Source organism: Paenarthrobacter sp. NPDC091711, assembly GCF_044756605.1.
Classification (GTDB): domain Bacteria; phylum Actinomycetota; class Actinomycetes; order Actinomycetales; family Micrococcaceae; genus Arthrobacter.
The window spans coordinates 33,444-51,342 of the sequence record NZ_JBIVTF010000008.1 but is presented as its reverse complement, the minus strand read 5'-3'; the positions used below and the strand labels follow the sequence as shown (position 1 = coordinate 51,342).

Here is a 17,899-nt window from a genome sequence, read left to right as displayed (position 1 = left end):
TACGGCCGTTTCCCCCATTTTTTGTTGCGTGGGTCTAAAAGCAGGGTGCCTGTTCAGGCGTGGGACAAGCTGAAGTCCGCCTCCGTCGTCGTGGTTTCCTCCACTCGGCTGGCACTGAGGTGGGCCTTGATGAGGTCCGCACAGCGCTCGCCGATCATCATCACGGTGATGTTGGGGTTCACGGTGACGTGTTCCGGCATGACGGAGGCGTCTGCCACGCGCAATCCGGTGACGCCCTTGACGCGCAGTTCGGGATCAAGGGGAGACATATCGTCGTCCGCAGGTCCCATGCGGACGGTGCCAACGGGGTGGTAGACGGTGTTGTGTGTTTTGCGGATGTAGTCCTGAAGTTCCTCGTCGGTTTGTGCGTCGATGCCGGGGGAGAGTTCCCGTCCGGTCCACTCGGCCATGGCCGGCTGAGCCGCGATTTCCCGGGCCTTGCGGATGCCGGCCATCATTACGCGCATGTCGTGCCCCTCCGGATCGGTGAAATAGCGGGGGTCCACCATGGGCTTGTCGCGGAAGTCCCGGCTACGCAGGCGAACGGTCCCGCGGGAGCGCGCGTGCGTGACGTTCGGAGTGAGGCTGAAGCCGTTCTCCGTGGTGGGGTAACCGTAGCGCAGGGTGTTCATGTCGAAGGGCACGGAACCGTAATGCATCATGAGGTCCGGGCGGTCCAGGCCCTCCTCGGTGGGAGTGAAGATGCCGATTTCCCACCACTGAGTGGACGTCTGCACCATGGGCTGCTTGGCTTCGAACTGCACCACGCCCTCCGGGTGGTCCTGCAGGTGCTCGCCGACGCCGGGAGAATCCACCACGACCTCGATGCCATGCTGCTCAAGGTGCGCGGCCGGGCCTATGCCGGAGAGCATGAGGAGTTTTGGGGAGTCGATAGCGCCCGTGGACAGGATGACCTCGCGATGCGCCGAGAGCCTGTGCGTCCGGCCGAAGGCCGAGTCAACAACGTCGACGCCGGTGCAGCGCTTGTTCGCGTCGAACACCAGTTGGCGGGCCCGCAAGCCGGTCAGCAGCGTGAAGTTTTCGCGATCAACGATGGGGTGGATGTAGGAGACCGAACTGGACGAACGTGTCCCGTCCGGGCGGCGGTTGATCTGGAAGAAGTTGGCGCCGTTGATCACGGTGGTGCCGTCATTGAACTTTGCCCGGGGTATGCCGGCCTGCTCACAGGCGTTGAGGAGCGCGACGCCGGCGGGATCATTCGGGGGCACGTTCATCAAGTGCACTGGGCCGTCGTGGCCGTGGTGGGGAGCGTCCGGACCCGCGTCCTCGTTGCTTTCCAGGCGCTGGTACAAAGGCCAGACGGCAGCAGCATTCCAGCCGGTGGCACCGTACTTTGACTCCCACTCGTCCAGGTCTTCGCGGGGAGCCCAGAACGCGATACAGGAGTTGTGGCTGGAGCAGCCACCCATGACCTTGGCGCGGGCATGGCGCATGAACGAGTTGCCGTTTTCCTGCGGCTCCACCGGGTAGTCCCAGTCGTACCCCGATTCCAGCAGTTCCATCCACCGGTCCAATTGCAGGATCTCGGGCAGGTTGCGGTCATCCGGGCCGGCTTCCACCAACGCCACGGTGATGGCGGGGTCCTCGCTCAGCCGGGCGGCGACGGCAGCTCCGGCAGACCCGCCGCCAATGACGACGTAATCGAACCCGCGCTCGCTGAGGTTATCAATAGTGTCAACGTGCATCTATTTCTCCTTGCCGTGGTCTGCGAACCAGCCGGTGACCTGCGGGCTGGTGTTCTGGTAGACGTGCTTGGCTTCCTGGTATTCACCGAGGCCGGTGGGGCCGAGTTCGCGGCCGACGCCGGATTGGCCGAAGCCGCCCCACTCGGCCTGTGGAAGGTAAGGGTGATAGTCGTTGATCCACACCGTGCCGTGGCGCAAACGGCCCGCAACCCGCTGGGCCTTGCCGGCATCCTGGGTCCAGACCGCGCCCGCCAGTCCGTAGATGGTGTCATTAGCGGTGGCTACGGCTTCGTCTTCCGTGCGGAACGTTTCCACTGTTACTACCGGGCCAAACGCTTCGTCGATCACTACCGACATTCCCCGGGTCACGCGGTCCAGGACGGTCGGCTGGTAGTAGAAACCGGCGTCGAACGCTTCACCGTCAGGGGCCGCGCCGCCGCACCTCAGACGTGCGCCTTCGGCCACGCCACGCTGAACGTAAGCGTCCACTTTCTCGCGGTGGGCCGCGGAAATCAGGGGCCCGGTTTCGGCGGACTCATCGAACGGGCCGCCGATACGGATGCCCTGTGCCTTGCGGACCAGTTCGTCCACGAAGCGCTCGGCGATGGATTCCTCCACCACCAGCCGCGCACCGGCGGAGCAGACCTGACCTGAGTGCACAAACGCACCGTTGAGCGCATTGTCGACGGCGGCGTCGAAGTCAGCGTCAGCGAACACGACGTTGGGGTTCTTGCCGCCCAGTTCCAGCGCCACCTTTTTCACCGTGCCGGCCGCGGCTGCGGCGATGCGCTTTCCGGTTTCCAGGCCGCCGGTGAAGGAGACCAGATCAATGTCCGGGTGCTCCGAAAGCGGTGCTCCCGCTTGAGCGCCAGGGCCCGTTACCAAGTTGGCGACGCCGTCCGGCAGGCCCAGGTCCTTCAGGAGTTGCATGGCAAGGATCGCGGTGGACGGGGTCAGCTCGGCTGGCTTCAGGACGAAAGTGCAGCCGGCGGCCAGCGCGGGCGCGATCTTCCAGGCGGCCTGCAGCAGGGGGTAGTTCCACGGTGTGATCAGGCCGCAGACGCCCACGGGCTCGTAGACGATTTTGCTCACGACGGCGGGGTCCCCGGCATCCACCACTCGGCCCGCCGACTGCCCGGCGAGCCTTCCGAAGTATTCGAAGCAGGCAGCGATGTCATCAATGTCGATGCGGCTTTCGATGATTCGCTTGCCGGTGTCCAAGGATTCGGCGCGGGCGAACTTCTCCCGGCGTTCGCGCAGTTCCGCGGCGACCTTGAGCAGGAAGGCGCCGCGCTCGGGAGCGGGGACGCTTGCCCAAACGCCGGAATCGAAGGCTGCGCGGGCTGCGGAAATGGCTCGCTCGGCGTCCTCGCGGCCGGCTTCTGAGACGGTGGCGACCAGTTCGCCGTCGGCCGGGTTGCGGATCTCGCGCACCGCGCCGGAAGCGGCCGGTTCCCACGCGCCGTTGATGAAAAGTGTGGAGGCGGAATCGGAAAATGTGGCTTGGGTCATACGAAGCAGGCTAGTGCACTTTGAACATCTGTTCAAGGAAATTTATGAACAAATGTTCAAAGTGACGTACCCATCCCCGCACCCGCCCGCTACGAATCACTGACATGAAAAAGCTCGGACTCCGGACCAAAGGCCCCGAAACCATGGCAGCGCTGGCAGGCGTGGTGTCGGCCGCCGTCGTGCTCGCCGTTGCCGAGCTGATCGGCGCATTCTTTACCGCCAGGGCAACCCCGGTGTTCGCGCTGGGATCCACGTTCATCGACTTCACGCCGCCATGGATGAAGGACTTTGCGATCGCCACGTTCGGCACCAACGACAAAGCGGCGCTGTTCGTGGGTATGGGCGTCACTATCGCCGTACTGGCCTGCGTTCTGGGCGTTGTGGCCTACAAGAAGTGGGCACTTGGCGTCCTGGGTGTGCTCTTCATGGGCGCGGTGATTGTGGCAGCCGTCCTGACCCGGGCCGGTGTGGGGCCCGCCGACGCCATCCCCTCAGTGCTGGGAACCATCGCAGGTCTGATCGTCCTGCGCCGTCTCATGGTGCCGTTGTGGCGGATGAGGGCGTGGCCGGAAACCCCCGCTGACGTAGCAGCCGACGCCGATGCCCAGGTTGGGGGCGCCGGCACCAGCCGCCGTCGTTTCTTCGCTGCTGCCGGTATCACCGCGGTAGCTGCCGGAATCGCGGCGACCGGTGGGCGGCTCCTCGGAGCTGCGCGCAACAACATAGCTCAGGCCCGTGATGCCCTCACCCTGCCGTCGCCTTTGAAGGCTGCGCCCCCTGTTCCAGCCGGCGTCCAGTCCCCGGTGGCAGGAGTCTCCTCCTGGCTGACGCCGAACAACGAGTTCTACCGCATTGATACTGCCCTGAGCGTCCCGGAAATCAACGTCGAAGACTGGGTACTGCGGGTGCACGGAATGGTTGAGAAGGAAGTAACCCTCACCTTCCAGGACCTGCTCGACGCCGATCTGATCGAATCGCACGTCACCCTTACCTGCGTCTCCAACCCAGTAGGCGGAAAGCTCGCCGGAAACGCCAAATGGCTGGGAATGCCCATCCGCGAAGTCCTGGCCATGGCCAAACCGAAGGACGGCGCGGACATGGTGCTCTCCACATCCATTGACGGGTTCAGTGCCTCCACGCCACTGGAGGTCCTGCAGGATGACCGCGATGCCATGCTGGCCATCGGCATGAACGGGGAACCCCTTCCCATCGAGCACGGATACCCTGTGCGGATGGTGGTTCCGGGACTCTACGGATTCGTCTCCGCCACCAAGTGGGTGGTGGACCTGGAAGTCACCCGCTTCGCAGACAGCAAGGCTTACTGGACCGATCGCGGCTGGTCAGAGCGCGGCCCCATCAAGACCATGGCACGCGTGGACGTGCCCGGGTCCTTCGCGAAGTTGAAGGCAGGGAAGGTGGCCGTGGGTGGCACCGCATGGGCGCAGACCCGCGGAATCACCAAGGTGGAAGTACAAATCGACGACGGCGACTGGGTGGAAGCAACCCTCTCCACCGAAGCATCCACCATCACGTGGCGCCAGTGGTCCTACGAATGGGATGCCACGCCCGGCATGCACTACGTCAAGGCCCGCGCCACCGACAGTACCGGGGAAGTCCAGACGGACAAGCGCGCCGACCCCGTACCCGACGGCGCTTCGGGCTGGCAGTCCGTGGCAGTGACGGTGGAGTAACTGTTCAGCCTTACTCGATCTGGGTCCTCCCGCCGAGGGTGTTCCACATTGCCGTAAGTTGGACCGGAAACTGTGTAGCGTTTAGGGCACCTTCACCGGGCAGTTTCGCGGGCGGGTCTTACGGGAAATGCTGGTTCCGCAGAATGACGCGAGTTTTGCTTAGCGCCATTTGGGACTGCTTGGCGGCGGTGGAGGACCGGCTAACGGGCGCCGTTCCTTGCATCGGTAGGGTTGGCGGATGGATTAAGAAGGCGCGCGGTGGCCAGCGACGACGGCACGGTCATTTCGGCGTGGAGTGAGACTAACCTCTGGTCAGCGGCAGAGGATCGATACAGCTAGACTCTCAGCCCATGGGGACCGAGGGAAAAGCGCAGAGCTCGTTGAACATTCCGGTACTGCGCCGGCTGGAGACGGCGTGCCTGGCGCTTGCGGCCATGACGGCCGTGGCGCAACTTGGCGCGATGCTTTTGGTCATCGGCGGGACTGTACTGACCTTCTGGGCCGTCAGCGGCATGCTGCTGGTCGCTTCCGTGACGCTTCGTATGGTCTCCAGTCGGGCAGCTCGCGGCACTGACGTGCCACCGTTTGCAGCGCATGTCCGGCTATTGCGCAGCATCGTGGCCTCTGCGGTGTGCCTCATCTGCCTGGGCGGTGCGTTCAGCGACCTGGGCGCCAGCTACCGCGTTCTGGATCCTCCTGCGGCCAACGGTTGCCGCGCCGTCGCGCGCGAGTTTTCTTTCCTCTTCGCTGGCAGGGGTGACGCGTACGCGGTCAGGTTCGGCTGGATCGGATTGCGCGCGAGCTCGTGGACCACCGACGACGGGTATGAACCGGTCGCCCGCGGCTCGTACACCCTGGACTGGGATGGGAACGATGGCGTCCTCAATCTCATCGGAGGCATTGACCCGGTATGGCCAGCGGCCCATGCCATCCCATGCAGCTAAAAGGGAAGTCAACACACGGCCAGCACGCTGGCGGGTCCGAGCATTACGCTGCGTACCTCATAAATTCTGATGGATTCGAGCTGGAGCTTGTAGCAACCACCTAGGCAATCGTGGCGGAGGCGTCCGGAAACGGATCCTTTAGTGGGATGGACATAAGAGCCCAATTTTCTAGCTGGCATCATGGTCTGTGTGACCAAACCCGGGACTTACGACTGTTCTCCATCCAACGTCCGCGTGCTCATGAAGGCATATTGGTCCCCGACTGGCTGGCACCAGACCCCGGCTCTACCTGACGAAGCAACGTTCGAGAAGATGAAGTCTGCCGGCATCATGTTCGCGAACGACGGTCTCAGAAGTCACGATGATTGGGTAGCGCGGGCACGAGCTGCAGCGCAACGCCTTACTCTCAGAGAGGTTCGCGATGGTTTTCTGGCTAGCCTAACTAACCGCCGACTGGATCTTCGATCTGCGTTGAGTTCCTACATCATCGCTAGATCGTTGCCCGACCATCCCTATGAGGTGACTGCTGCACTGTCTCGCTGCCCGGTGTGCGACGTCGCCGCTCAATCCAGCGCGGACCTGAACATCCTCAACTTTGAACGATTCAAATGGGGAGGAGTAAGGAAACTAGATATTGGCTACATCGCCTTCGACCTAGAACAATTCGAACGAGCGCCAAAGCTCAAGCCGTCCGAGGCGGACCAGACACTTGGCAGCGAGATCTTCGCTTTCATTCAGAGCTGCCCGCCCTCGACGACCCCAACCCAGCTGGCCCAAGCTCTCAAGATGCTCCCTGGAAACAAGGATGAGCGCACCTCGTTCATAGACACCCTCGGAATCGTCGAAATTCTCAAAGCCCCAGAACATTCTGGATTCCTAACCCGCTTCGTCCCTTCCGCAGAGAGGAATCTACCTAACCGTCACTATGTAGAAGACGGATACCCGGTCTGCTGGTGGACTGCAGCGAACGGTGTTAGCACCATGGCGCTCCTCGAGGTGCTAGCCCTTGAGAGCTGACCGTTGGGATGGCCGCTCTGAGCTTTAGACTATGGAACGCCCGTTTGAGGATCCTCCACCGGACTGGCATCGCGGACGCGGCGTCTCTCGGGATGCCCGGCGTGGTGGGCCAATGTTTCTTTTGCTGGTGTTCTGTGATCAGGATGGGCTATGAAGCTTGATGTGGTCCTCAGCCGGACCGATAGCCCCAGTGTCCTGGACGGGATCGTGGCTTTGAGAACGTACACTTCCGTGCGAGCAAGAGGCGTCAGCCAGTCCGGCCGGAACCACTATCAGTTTGTGGCCGAGCTTGATGCGAAAGCGGAAGAGTGGCATCTGGTCGACGACCAAGGACGGAGGTCATCGGCAGTAGGCACTTGGCTTTTACAGGATCGGGAGGCTCCGCTGGAAGTTGTATTCCCCCGCGGTATGCCGAAGGCCGTCCAGATGCTTTATCCGGAAGCGCTTCTTATGTGGGGCCGGCGTAGCGAAAGCTTCTACCCGATGCTCGTTCAGGAGATCGGCCAGCGGTCGTTACTGATCACATTTGAGCACATAGAGGACCCGGCATTCCGAGCTACGGCCGTAATTAATCGCTCCACAGGAATCATCGAGAAGCTGGCCGTGATGGGAACATCATCATTCTGACCGAAGTAGAGACTGGAGTGCAGCTTGATCCGGGGATCAAGCCCGAGTTTCTGCCAATCACGGATTGGATTCGACCCAATTACTGACATGGTGTTGTTCGTCTGACGGTGAGCAGCAGTTCGGGTGTCCGGTGACGGATCGGCTAACGGGCGCCGGTTCTAGGGTTGGCGAGCGGTCTAAGCGAAGAGTCGTACTTATCGAAACTCGCTTAGTTCTGCTTCGTCAGCACATAGTGCTCATCCAGAATGTCTGGGAATCCCACGTAGAAAAGAAGCACGGGCGCCTCGTTGGCATAGCGCTCAATAACGAAACGTACGAGCTGCTTGGTCCCTGCTGGGGAGCCGGGTGCCGGAATGCGAAGCTGTACCCCCGATTGGTTCTCATATCGAGCCTCCCCCTCTGGGAGTTCCGGAAGAAACTCCCAGGTGCCTGTGTCGGACATCGGATCCTTAGCGAAGTCCCCCGGCGTCAGCTGTGACGCTGGAAAGTCCTCAACGCGGACCGTACCTTCTGCCCTTAGCTCGACAGTTGCGGCAAGGACGGAACTGCCTACGGTGCTCTCGTCCGCAGAGTAAGACCAGATACCGATCAACTCATCACGTTGAGTTTCCTGCATGCGGGTACAGCCCGTAAGAACGAATAAGGACATGGCAACTAGGACGCTCACGGGAAACCGGAGACTCGAATCAAATTTCATGAAGTTCTTTCCGTCATGCGGCACGTCGGGCTACTACTTGCCCTTGATCTCACCCCGAGAGCCCCTTACCTGCAGTTCGCCCTACTGTATTCGGTTCGAAGCGGGGGTGTCCGGTGAAGGATCCTCTTCCGGACATTGCGCCATGACCGCTCATCCTCGGCTGGCGTGAAGTGTTCAAAGTTGGGATACCGACAGCGCTATGCTCATGGCCGTGAGACCGACGCCCATGAGCATGTACATGAATCCCATGCCCTTTATCGTGGGTACGTCGGCGAACGTAAAGCCTTCTGGCCTGATACCGTGGCTCTCTTTATAGATCTTCGACCATGTGCTGGCGGTTCCATTGAGGTCCCGGAAGACGTGCAGCCCAAAGAGGAAAACGAAGACACCAGACACACTCATGCCGAGGGCAAACCAGTTTACCCGGGTTATCACCAGGAGAAGGAAAGTTCCCAGGAAAAAACCAATGAAGCACCTCTGGAAGGTCCTGGCTGGTTGAGGCAGCTCGGTGAATAGCCGTTTGATCGCCCGGATAGTCTTGATGATCTACCTTTCTCGGCTCGGTGGCTCTGTCGGATCTTGACTAGCTCCGAGAGTTCGAGTCGCGCGCCGGTAGCCTGACTCTATCTTGAGACGTTATGACCTCGCGTCCCGACTGACCGCATCCCCAGGTGTCTCAAGTGGTTCAGGACGGAATATCCGGACCGTTAGCCGCCCTCTGCTATGGCCTGGTGAACTTCGGAAATGGCTTCATCCGCCAGTCCCGGGGCCCGAAGCGGTTGGGTAAAGTTCCCCACATCGGGATAGGGCGTTCGCAAAAACTTGCGCGGATGAGAAGGAATGAAATGACAAAGCGGTACAGGCCTCCTGGCAGAGGTGGCGGCAGTATGTTCGTGCTCTATCTTGTGCCCCCTTTTGCGATTGCATTTTTTATTATGTGGAGTCTGGAAAACGTGTTCCATCTGTACTAGGGAATGATGTGAGGACCGTGATTTGCGACCCGCTACGTAGATCAACAGTCCACAGCTCAGGGTCCGTCGCAAGCTCCAGAGCATTGCGAACGACTCGCACCCTAGATGATGAGTCTTCGAAGTTCACTCCAATCCCAGATGCTCCCTCAAAGCTGTTCGCCAGTGCAGTCGACTACTGCACTGCGGTCGTGTGTTCGTAAGCCGATCGGCTTACGAACGCTGGGCTGGCGCAGCTGATGGGCAATTACGACGTCGCAAAGGTTCTTCACGGACCTACCTGAGTGACCCGGCCGGTCCCGCCCGTATGCTGATCCCGTGGAAAGAGTGCTGCTCGATCAAGTCATCATGACCGACTACGGCCAGTTCGACCTGTATTGGGCCGGCTATGGATTCGATGGAATCTTTGAACGCTTCTTCGATGGCCAGGTCAATGGCCTGGTCGGGGCGTCCAATCCGGATGGGATCTATCTCCACTTCGGCAGACGGTCGGGAGGGTCAGCAGTCCGCATCGTGCTGTTGGATGAACCGCCAGAGCTGAACTCAGATTCCCAGTGGGAGGACATCGTCGAGGTTTCCTTCACTCTTCCGGAGGGACATGACATACGGTGGACTTCCTGGGGTGACGAGGACAGCGGAGACCTAGTCGACGTGAAGCCCGGTAGCTACCGTTTGCGGACCAGCGCCAGAGGCCGCGACGAAGGCCATGACGGAGAATTCTCCGAAGAGGTGGCCGATCATTATCTGCTGGAGGTGTGGCCAGCTTCGCCGCAGCCGGACGCCATCCTATGCTCCAGCAGCAAGGACGCTGAGTACTGGCACAGGCGTGGGGAAGTCGCCGCTGAACACTAAAGGATCCGGTATCGATCTGTTTACGCAGAGGGCTCCGACTACGCCCAACGGTTTGCCTTAGGTCAAGCTGCTGCCTTCGCCCGTACAATGCGGTCCGGGGACATACGTGGCGTCTACGTCAGTGAGACACCGCTAATGGGAGTGCCGGGCGGAAGGTCGCGCACTTGGCCATGAATTTGCCCGGTCAGGTTGAGCGCCGCGACAAAGTCGCTCAAAGCAACGTTGCTTAGTTCGGTTGCACCGCCGAGAACCGGAGGGACTCTGAAATCGTAAATCTCGAGTGCACCGGGCTTCAGGCCTGCTTCATCGGCAGCTGAGGCCAGTCCAAGCATGAGGTACTCATCCTGACCGGCGCGGGAGTTTAGTGACGCAGAGAATTCTCTCTCCGTGGACCATCGGTGGCTTATCTCGCCGCCAACCACGTCAAGAAACCAGAATCCATCAGTGCTTTGAAAGAACACATCGCCAAAGGGCGACGTGAACAGCGGTTGTTTGCCCGCCAGCTCCAGAAACGTCCAGGATTCGAGAGCACCCGCATAAGCGTCATTGGGAAAGCGTCGGATTGGTTCCATGTACTGACAGTACTTTGCGCGCTGCAAGCGCCGCCCGGTCAGAGATCGATGCTTACAGGCGTCATGAGGCGGCATCTGCAAGTCCGTGCCCATGTTCACGCAAAAAAGCCAAATGAGCATCGGTCGTGTCCCTTCATGCTCGGAGTTCGAAAGTAACCAGAGAAGGCTATAAATTCAGCATCAGAAACGATGGAGTCTCCATAGTGGTTCGGAGGAGGTAACCAATGGCATCGGATCCGCACCCCACCCCCGGAATGAATCGACTCGATTTGGCTGAACTCGTTGACCAACTCAGAGATTCACTGAACCGAGACCCGGAGTCTTGGGAGAACCCAGATTTGGACAGGTTCTTGGATGCGTTGGCCGCTTGGACTCGAGATATGGACGGTTGGTTCATGAACCGGGGCGAACCCGTTCCCGACGCCCCATCATGGGAGCTCGTTGGCCACATGCTCCTTGCAGCCAAAATTTATGAATAAGTCGAGTGTCCGGTCAGGGATCCCCTTAAGGGCAGCTCCGCGGCATCGAAAGGCTGTCAGCCAACAATCAGTCAATCTTTCCAGGGATGCTGACAATCGCGCCACGGCAGGAGGCCGACGACGGCGGGTGCTGCCGCCGTCGTCGGCTTCCTTTTCCAGTGGGTAAGTGGGCGTTAGCCGAACACCCGGGTGCCTTCAGGCATCGCGGGCATGGAGGAGGCTCCGCCGCCGAGGTCCTTGTCATTGGCGGTCAATCCGGTGGGGTCGTAGTAGGCGGCGACCAAGCGCTGCTTGATGTAGCCCAGCACTATCTGCCCCTTGCTATCGCAGTTCCTGGCGGTGATAGCCGTGAAGTTCTGCCAGCCGTTCCCGGCAGCTGGGCGGATGGTCTTGGAGCTCCACTGGGTGGGTGCGGCATCCGGGATGATGTACTGGCGCAGTTCGCCGGTGGTGAGCGTAGCCATCAACACGACAACCGGCTTGCCGTTGACGGCGATTGAAGGCGCCGAACCGATGGATGTGATGGAGGCTCCGCCGCCGAATACCTTGACCGTACCGGTGATGGTCCGGGCGTTCGTGTCCAAGGTGTAGCGGTAAAGTTCGCCACCGCTGGTGAGCCGGAAAATGAACTGCTGGCCCCGGACGTCCGCTGTGCCGCTGTAAGCAGTGGTGATGGACTTCTGGAACCAACCATTGCCAATAGTGGTGATCGGTCCGTCGATGGAGTGCTTCCAGGTGCCGTCCGCCTGGAGGTCCTGGCGTTGGTTGTAGAACTTCGCTTTTCCGTCCGAGGAGGTGCCGAAGTAGGAGAACTTGCCGAAGGTCTCGTCCCCTAATCCGCCGGTCTGCGTCAGGTACGTCGCATCGAACGGTACAGGCGATGACCAGTTGCTGTTCTCCCAGCGGAGCTTGCCGTCGCTGAGGAAGATGGCACCGAGATTCCCGTTCGGTTCGACGCTCAGCAAGCCGCCAAAGCAGTCGGCGGGCGTCGGCGTGGGGGTGGGGTAGGCCGTGGCGGCGCTGGCGGGAGCGGCGCCGGAGAGTGCCAGTGCACATGCAGCGAGGCCGCCGAACAGTTTCGTGGTGAGTTTCATATGCGGACTCCTCATCGCACGTTGCGCCAAACCTGAACGGCCCTGGTGCCTGCCGGGCAGTTGGCGTAGGAGGTGTTGAAGCCTTGCGAGGCAGGCATCTGCCACCTCCAGGGCCCGGTCACGATAGCCTCATGGCCGGTGGGGACATGACGGCACTTGCCCGCAACCTGATACTCAGTGCCCGGCGCATCGGAATTGCAACTGCCTCCCACACTGTATTCGTAGTGGATCCAGACGTTGCAGTTGGCATAGCCATCGTCAGCCAATGCAGGTTGAGCCGTGAGCAATGCCCCGCCCATGAAGGCAAGGGCAGCGCTGGCAGCAAGAATTTTTTTAGCAATCTTCATGGTGTTCCCCCGGGTCGGTTAGGTAGTCCCTTGATACTCGGGCACACCCGGTCCTCGCGCTATGGGGCGAACTACCCACGTGTTGTGCTCAACGAGAGGCGAAAGCGATCTCTTCCGTGCGGGCAATGCCGCGCTGGATGGCCGCCTTGTCGATTCCCAGGAGCGTGGTAAGCCACATGCCGTTCTGCACCACAACCACGTCGGCCGCCCGTTCCCTGCATTCTTCAGGTGACAGCCCGGGAACGGCGTTGCCGATCAAGGCCGCAAGCCCCTGAAGATATCTTTCAAAGGCTGCGGCATTGATGCGTGCAAAGTCCTCATCCGCCTGGGCGAGAGCCCACAAATGAAGTCGGAGGGATAGGTACGGTGTGGTCAGAAGACCGGGATCCGCAACACGTCGCAGTGACTCCCGGAGTTGCTCGTCCGGTGTTGAGGTAGCCTGCGGCTCCACCAACAGGAGGTCGTGCTCTTCGATCTGGTGGAGCACCGCGCGAATCAGGCTCGATTTGTCTTCGTAGTAATAGTTCACAAGCCCCAGCGCGACGCCGGCCTCACGCGCCACGGCGCGCATATTGATGCCCGAAATTCCGTGGCGGGACAGTAGTTCCAAGGCTGCGTCGAGAATGCGTTTCTGCCTGTCAACCTGTTCGCCGGACTTTACGGTGCTTGTACCCATCCGGCCAGACTATTGCCTAACCCTGATCGGCGCATCCTGACCGTCTAGAGGTTCTTCTCCGCGTAAACCCGCAGGGTATCCCTGACGAACGTCGCCCCTGATTCGCCGCCGTAGTTAGCCGCGAATCGCGGATCAGCAACGTACATTTCGCCGAGTCCTGTGACGTAACCCTTGATGTCTCCGCCAGGTACCGCCGTCGGGGTTCCCGGGATGCCGCGAAGCCATTCGACGTGGCGCTGCGCGAGATCCTGCGCTTCAGCGCTGTCCGGTGAAACCCCGGATTGTGCGGCGGAGATCCAGTCCGTGCCCAGTTTCTGGACGCGGTCCTTCCACTGCTGCTTTTCTTCGGCGCTCATTCCGCGCCACCAAGAGTCACTGGCGGCGTAAGCATTCTTGCCCCAGCGCTCCTCCACCTCGTCCTTGTACTGAGTGTGGTCGAAGCCGTCAAACATGTTCTGTGCCATGTACTTTCCATCCCCTTTCATTGTGTCGATGGTCTGCCGAACGGAGGCGATCTGCCGGGTCAGCCTGTCCTGCTCCTGGGCGAGCCATTCCAAATGGCTGCTCAGCGCTTTGACGGTATCCGTCTCGCGGTCAAGAACTTCGGCGATGGCCGGAAGGCCGAGCCCCAGTTCCCGGAGCAGGAGGATGCGCTGGAGCTGAACCAGAGCCGGACCGTCATAGTAGCGGTAGCCGTTATGACCGGTCCGGCTTGGTTTCAGCAACCCGATGTCGTCGTAGTGACGCAGCGTGCGGCTGGTGGTGCCTGCGATCTTGGCGATCTCTTGAATTGACCAGTCCATACGTCCTCCGTCCTGTGCTTGTTCTTCGACAGTAGAGGTTGACGTTACGTCAAGGTCAAGGGGATGGTGGCAAGCACTTAGTCGGCCAGGATCAGGTAGAGCGCCCGGCGCGTTTCGTCCAGTTTCTCGATGGCGGCCTGGCGCTGTTCCTCAGTGGCTGCTGCGCGGAACTGGTGGATGACGCCCATGAGCTTGCCGACGCTTTGGTGGAATGCTGCACCGGTTCCATCAGCCTCGGTGTTCCAGGCGTTGGCCAGTTCTTCTTCATGCTCGGCGATGTAGGCCTTGCCGTCGTCGGTGAGCGTGAACTCGGTGCGGCGTCCTTCGCCAACAGCCACGATGAGTTCCTCATCCACCAGCTGCTGCAGCGTGGGGTAGACCGAGCCGGGGCTGGGACGCCAAGCGCCGGACGTCTTCTCGGCGATGGTCTTGATCAGGCCGTAGCCGTTGGACGGGGCTTCGGCCAGGAGCGAGAGAATCGCTGCGCGGACGTCGCCGCGGTTGGCCCTGCGGGAACCGCCGGGACCGAAGCCCCTGGGCCCAAATCCAGGGCCGAAGCCGGGACCGAAACCTGGGCCAAAGCCCGGACCGAATCCGCCTCCGCCGTGGCCACCGGGACCGCGGCGGCCCTTGCCTCGATTGAAACGACCTCGGCCGTGCCCGTGTTCCGGGTGTCCGTGATCGTGCTCGGGGAATGAATTGTCGTGTTCGTTGATGCCTTTCATAGCAGCATCGTCCTTTCGGTTGTTGTTACGCCGAAGGAGTATCGGCGATAGTTAACGATATATCGGTAACTATCGGGACGTCAAGAGGTTTCTTAAAGCACGACGGCGGGTGGCAGCTTCCGTAGGGAAGCCGGCACCCGCCGTCGTGAATGGTCTAAAACGAAGTGGCTATTTCCACCAGGTATCGAAGATGGTGACCGGAACGGTGCGCTTGTGACGCGTGCGCAGGTACTTCTGTTCCAGCAGCTCTGCCGCGTCCTCGGGGACGTCGCGGCCTTCAAGGTAGTCGTCGATGGTGTCGTAGGTGATACCGAGCTCGTCTTCGTCGGTACGGCCGGGCTTGTTGTCCAGGAGGTCGGCGGTGGGAACCTTCTCCCAGACCCGTGAGGGTGCGCCCAGCTCGGCCAGGAGTGCGCGGTTCTGGCGCTTGTTCAGGCCGAACAGCGGCAGGATGTCCGCGCCGCCGTCGCCGAACTTCGTGAAGAAGCCGGTGACGGACTCGGCGCCGTGGTCCGTTCCGATCACCAGGTAATTGTGTTCGCCGGCCAGTGCGTACTGGGCGATCATGCGTGCGCGTGCTTTGGTGTTGCCCTTATGGAAATCGGAAATCGGGGCGCCGGTGGTCTTCTCGAACTCCTCCTCGAAGCCGTCCACGGCTTGGGAGATGTTGTAGGTCCACTCGGTCTTGGCCTTGATGAAGTCGAGGGCTGCCTGGGCGTCGTCTTCATCGTGCTGGATGCCGTAGGGGAGGCGGACGGCAACAAAGTTTGCGTCCACGCCCTCGGCTTCCAATTCCTCAACGGCCAACTGGGCGAGGCGGCCGGCGAGCGAGGAATCTATGCCGCCGGAGATACCTAGAACGAATCCCTTGGTGTGCGTCGCCTTCAGGTAATCCTTCAGGAAACCGACGCGTTTGCGGACCTCCTCTGCAGGGTTGATCCGGGGCTGGACGCCCATTTCTTCAATGATCTTGGCCTGGAGTTCGCGCATGGTTCAACACTAGTCAGCATGGCTGCGGACGCTCAACCATATTGCCTACTTCCAGCCCATGTGTCAGCTAGCGCGTCAGCTACGTGGAAGGCACTGGACCTGTGGAGCCGCGGACGGTGAGGTGGGTGGGCATGACGGAGCGGTTGCGGTTCCCGCCGCCGGCGAGTGGATTCAGCTGGGCCAGCAACATGGACACGGCCACACGTCCGGCCTGCTCAATGGGTGAGCTCATGGTGGTCAGTGGCGGATTGCAGAAGTCAGCCCCAAAGATGTCGTCACAGCCCACAATGCTCATGTCCTCCGGTACCCTCAGGCCACGTTCGCGGAGCCGTTGCAGCATGCCGATGGCAATGAGGTCATTGAAGACGATGCACGCAGTGACTCCGCTGTGCACGGCGGCATCTGCCGCAGCTGCGCCGGATTGCGTTTTGGGGGCGAACGGCCCGATTCTGCGGACATCCACTCCGCGCTCTTCGGCGGCTTCTGACAGGGCGATCCAACGCCGCGCGCTGGACTGCGAAACGGTGGGTCCGGAAACGTAGGCAACGGAGGTGTGGCCCAGGGAAATCAGGTGGTCCAATGCCTGGGGCATGGCTGAGGGGGTGTCGATGATGACTGCTGGAACGCCGTCGACGTCGCGGTTCACGGTGACCATGGGCATCCGGGCGGCTGCCGCGGCCAGTGCTTCATCATTGAGGCGGGACGCCGCCACAATCACACCGTCGGCACTCTTGCGCAACTGCTCCAGCGTGCTGGCCTCAACCTCGTCCGATTCCTCGGTGTCAACCAGCAACTGCGTGTAACCGGCCGCCTTCAGCTGAAGCTGCGTTCCCCTGATGAGGTCGAAATAGAACGGGTTGGTGATATCCGGAACCAGGACGCCCACGGCACCTGTCTTGCCGGAGCTCAGCGCTTTCGCCTGGGAGTTGGGCGTGTAATTGAGTTCGACGGCGGCGGCCTGGATCCGCTCGCGGGTGCGGATATTGACGCGCTCCGGATTGGCGAGGGCCCTCGAAACGGTGGACGCGGCCACGCCGCACAGCGCAGCGATGTCATGGATGGTGGCAGGCCGGCCTGTCGCCATGGGTTGCGTCGCCATGGGCGTTCCTCTCTGAACAGCAAACATGGGCGTTCCTCCCGGAACGACTCATCATCCGGCTGTGACTGCTGCCACACCGTCGACTAAGAATGCCACAGGATGGCAGCGAATGGCAATCGGTTGTCAAATGCGTGCCAAGATGGCTAAACTCGAGGAACAAGCCCCGCCTGTGAACTGCGTCACCGCGCCCCTCGTGTGCCGCAGCAGGTCTACCAAGGAGATTTTGTGACTCAAACCAGTGCCGTGTGGAGCCTGTCCGGTTTCGGCGACGAAGTAGACCCCGATCCCGCCGTCCAGGCCGCCGTGCTGCTGGCCCTTGGTGCGAGCCACATTGAAGTCCGCAGCGCATGGGGGACCAACGTTTCAGAACTCGAGCACGACGCTGTGCTGCGGCTCAAAACCATCCTGGACGAGAAGGGCCTCAAAGTTTCGGCTGTTGCCAGCCCTATTGGCAAAGTGGACGTCAGCCTCCCCGTGGAGCATGAGGTGACCCGCCTACGCCAGATCATCTCCGTCGCGAAGGCCCTGGATACCAAGTACGTCCGCATCTTTTCCTTCTACCGCGGCGAGGAGCAGAGCCAGGAAGACATCCGCAACTCCGTCATGGAGCGCATGTCCGCCCTTGCTGCTGAAGCTGCTGCCAATGACGTGATTCTGCTGCATGAAAACGAGAAGGGCATCTACGGCGATACCCCGGACCGCGTCCTGGACATCATGGAGACGGTCAATTCGCCGGCGCTCAGGGTGGCATGGGACAACGCCAACTTCGTCCAAGTAGGCGTCAAGCCCTACACCGAAGGATATGCCATCCTGCGCCCATACCTTGAGTACCTGCAGGTTAAAGATGCCATCGCCACTACCGGTGAAGTGGTTCCCTCCGGCGAGGGCGACGGTGAACTGGATGCCACCATCAGTGCCCTCGCTGCCGACGGCTACACGGGATTCGCCTCACTCGAACCGCACCTGGCCAGCGCCCACGAGCTCGGCGGGTACTCCGGCCCGGTTGCCTTCGGAATCGCAGCCCGCGCCTTTGCGGGCCTCGCCGCCAAGAACGGCGTGGACCTGGTCTAAAAGCGCGGCACCAAGACAACCCGGCACCA

18 protein-coding genes are annotated in these 17,899 nt (G+C 61.1%); 6 read left to right on the top strand and 12 right to left on the bottom strand.

What is annotated here, in order from left to right; translation table 11 throughout:
* Nucleotides 1-53: 53 nt before the first annotated feature.
* On the bottom strand, nt 54-1,706 hold the full coding sequence (locus tag ACIQH5_RS13540) for a GMC family oxidoreductase (RefSeq protein ID WP_400404108.1): 1,653 nt from the start codon (nt 1,704-1,706) through the stop codon (nt 54-56).
* Nucleotides 1,707-3,218, bottom strand: a complete 1,512-nt coding sequence (locus ACIQH5_RS13535; protein ID WP_400404106.1) for an aldehyde dehydrogenase family protein — start codon at nt 3,216-3,218, stop codon at nt 1,707-1,709.
* Between the two features lie 104 nt (nt 3,219-3,322).
* On the opposite strand from ACIQH5_RS13535, the gene ACIQH5_RS13530 reads away from it, so the two are divergent.
* The 4 genes from ACIQH5_RS13530 (at nt 3,323) to ACIQH5_RS13515 (ending at nt 7,497) form a co-directional block, all read left to right on the top strand.
* Complete coding sequence (locus ACIQH5_RS13530) at nt 3,323-4,909, top strand: molybdopterin-dependent oxidoreductase (protein ID WP_400404104.1); 1,587 nt, start codon at nt 3,323-3,325, stop codon at nt 4,907-4,909.
* A 350-nt stretch (nt 4,910-5,259) separates the two neighbouring features.
* Nucleotides 5,260-5,853 carry a hypothetical protein gene (locus ACIQH5_RS13525; protein ID WP_400404102.1) on the top strand — a complete coding sequence of 198 codons (594 nt, stop codon included), beginning with the start codon at nt 5,260-5,262 and terminating at the stop codon, nt 5,851-5,853.
* Between the two features lie 189 nt (nt 5,854-6,042).
* The gene (locus ACIQH5_RS13520) at nt 6,043-6,870 is read left to right on the top strand and encodes a hypothetical protein (RefSeq protein ID WP_400404100.1); all 828 of its coding nucleotides are present in this window, start codon (nt 6,043-6,045) and stop codon (nt 6,868-6,870) included.
* A gap of 150 nt (nt 6,871-7,020) precedes the next feature.
* Nucleotides 7,021-7,497 carry a hypothetical protein gene (locus ACIQH5_RS13515; protein WP_400404098.1) on the top strand — a complete coding sequence of 159 codons (477 nt, stop codon included), beginning with the start codon at nt 7,021-7,023 and terminating at the stop codon, nt 7,495-7,497.
* A gap of 208 nt (nt 7,498-7,705) precedes the next feature.
* On the opposite strand, the gene ACIQH5_RS13510 is transcribed toward ACIQH5_RS13515, so the two are convergent.
* Together ACIQH5_RS13510 and ACIQH5_RS13505 are read right to left on the bottom strand one after the other, a co-directional pair.
* Nucleotides 7,706-8,113, bottom strand: coding sequence for a hypothetical protein (locus tag ACIQH5_RS13510; protein ID WP_400404096.1), 408 nt, complete (start codon nt 8,111-8,113; stop codon nt 7,706-7,708).
* Nucleotides 8,114-8,368: 255 nt separating this feature from the next.
* Nucleotides 8,369-8,596, bottom strand: a complete 228-nt coding sequence (locus ACIQH5_RS13505; RefSeq protein ID WP_400404094.1) for a hypothetical protein — start codon at nt 8,594-8,596, stop codon at nt 8,369-8,371.
* A gap of 884 nt (nt 8,597-9,480) precedes the next feature.
* Here ACIQH5_RS13505 and ACIQH5_RS13500 point away from each other — a divergent pair.
* On the top strand, nt 9,481-10,014 hold the full coding sequence (locus ACIQH5_RS13500) for a hypothetical protein (RefSeq protein WP_400404092.1): 534 nt from the start codon (nt 9,481-9,483) through the stop codon (nt 10,012-10,014).
* Between the two features lie 113 nt (nt 10,015-10,127).
* Here the strand turns inward: ACIQH5_RS13500 and ACIQH5_RS13495 are convergent, their stop codons facing one another.
* The 8 genes from ACIQH5_RS13495 to ACIQH5_RS13460 form a co-directional block, all read right to left on the bottom strand.
* Nucleotides 10,128-10,586: a hypothetical protein gene (locus ACIQH5_RS13495; RefSeq protein ID WP_400404090.1), complete on the bottom strand. Its 459-nt coding sequence runs from the start codon at nt 10,584-10,586 to the stop codon at nt 10,128-10,130.
* Nucleotides 10,587-11,238: 652 nt separating this feature from the next.
* Complete coding sequence (locus tag ACIQH5_RS13490) at nt 11,239-12,159, bottom strand: hypothetical protein (RefSeq protein ID WP_400404088.1); 921 nt, start codon at nt 12,157-12,159, stop codon at nt 11,239-11,241.
* An 11-nt stretch (nt 12,160-12,170) separates the two neighbouring features.
* A complete protein-coding gene (locus tag ACIQH5_RS13485) occupies nt 12,171-12,506 on the bottom strand; it encodes a hypothetical protein (RefSeq protein ID WP_400404085.1) in 336 nt (111 codons plus the stop codon).
* Between the two features lie 88 nt (nt 12,507-12,594).
* The gene (locus tag ACIQH5_RS13480; protein ID WP_400404082.1) at nt 12,595-13,182 is read right to left on the bottom strand and encodes a TetR/AcrR family transcriptional regulator; all 588 of its coding nucleotides are present in this window, start codon (nt 13,180-13,182) and stop codon (nt 12,595-12,597) included.
* Between the two features lie 44 nt (nt 13,183-13,226).
* Nucleotides 13,227-13,985 (bottom strand): MerR family transcriptional regulator, encoded by a 759-nt coding sequence (locus ACIQH5_RS13475; RefSeq protein ID WP_400404080.1) that lies wholly within the window; start codon nt 13,983-13,985, stop codon nt 13,227-13,229.
* Nucleotides 13,986-14,062: 77 nt separating this feature from the next.
* Nucleotides 14,063-14,710 carry a PadR family transcriptional regulator gene (locus ACIQH5_RS13470; RefSeq protein ID WP_400404077.1) on the bottom strand — a complete coding sequence of 216 codons (648 nt, stop codon included), beginning with the start codon at nt 14,708-14,710 and terminating at the stop codon, nt 14,063-14,065.
* A gap of 168 nt (nt 14,711-14,878) precedes the next feature.
* Nucleotides 14,879-15,700, bottom strand: coding sequence for an ammonia-dependent NAD(+) synthetase (nadE, locus tag ACIQH5_RS13465; RefSeq protein WP_014920611.1), 822 nt, complete (start codon nt 15,698-15,700; stop codon nt 14,879-14,881).
* A 79-nt stretch (nt 15,701-15,779) separates the two neighbouring features.
* Nucleotides 15,780-16,799 carry a LacI family DNA-binding transcriptional regulator gene (locus ACIQH5_RS13460; protein WP_400404075.1) on the bottom strand — a complete coding sequence of 340 codons (1,020 nt, stop codon included), beginning with the start codon at nt 16,797-16,799 and terminating at the stop codon, nt 15,780-15,782.
* A gap of 225 nt (nt 16,800-17,024) precedes the next feature.
* Here ACIQH5_RS13460 and ACIQH5_RS13455 point away from each other — a divergent pair, with 225 nt between their 5' ends.
* Nucleotides 17,025-17,870 carry a sugar phosphate isomerase/epimerase family protein gene (locus ACIQH5_RS13455; protein ID WP_400404073.1) on the top strand — a complete coding sequence of 282 codons (846 nt, stop codon included), beginning with the start codon at nt 17,025-17,027 and terminating at the stop codon, nt 17,868-17,870.
* Nucleotides 17,871-17,899 lie beyond the last annotated feature (29 nt).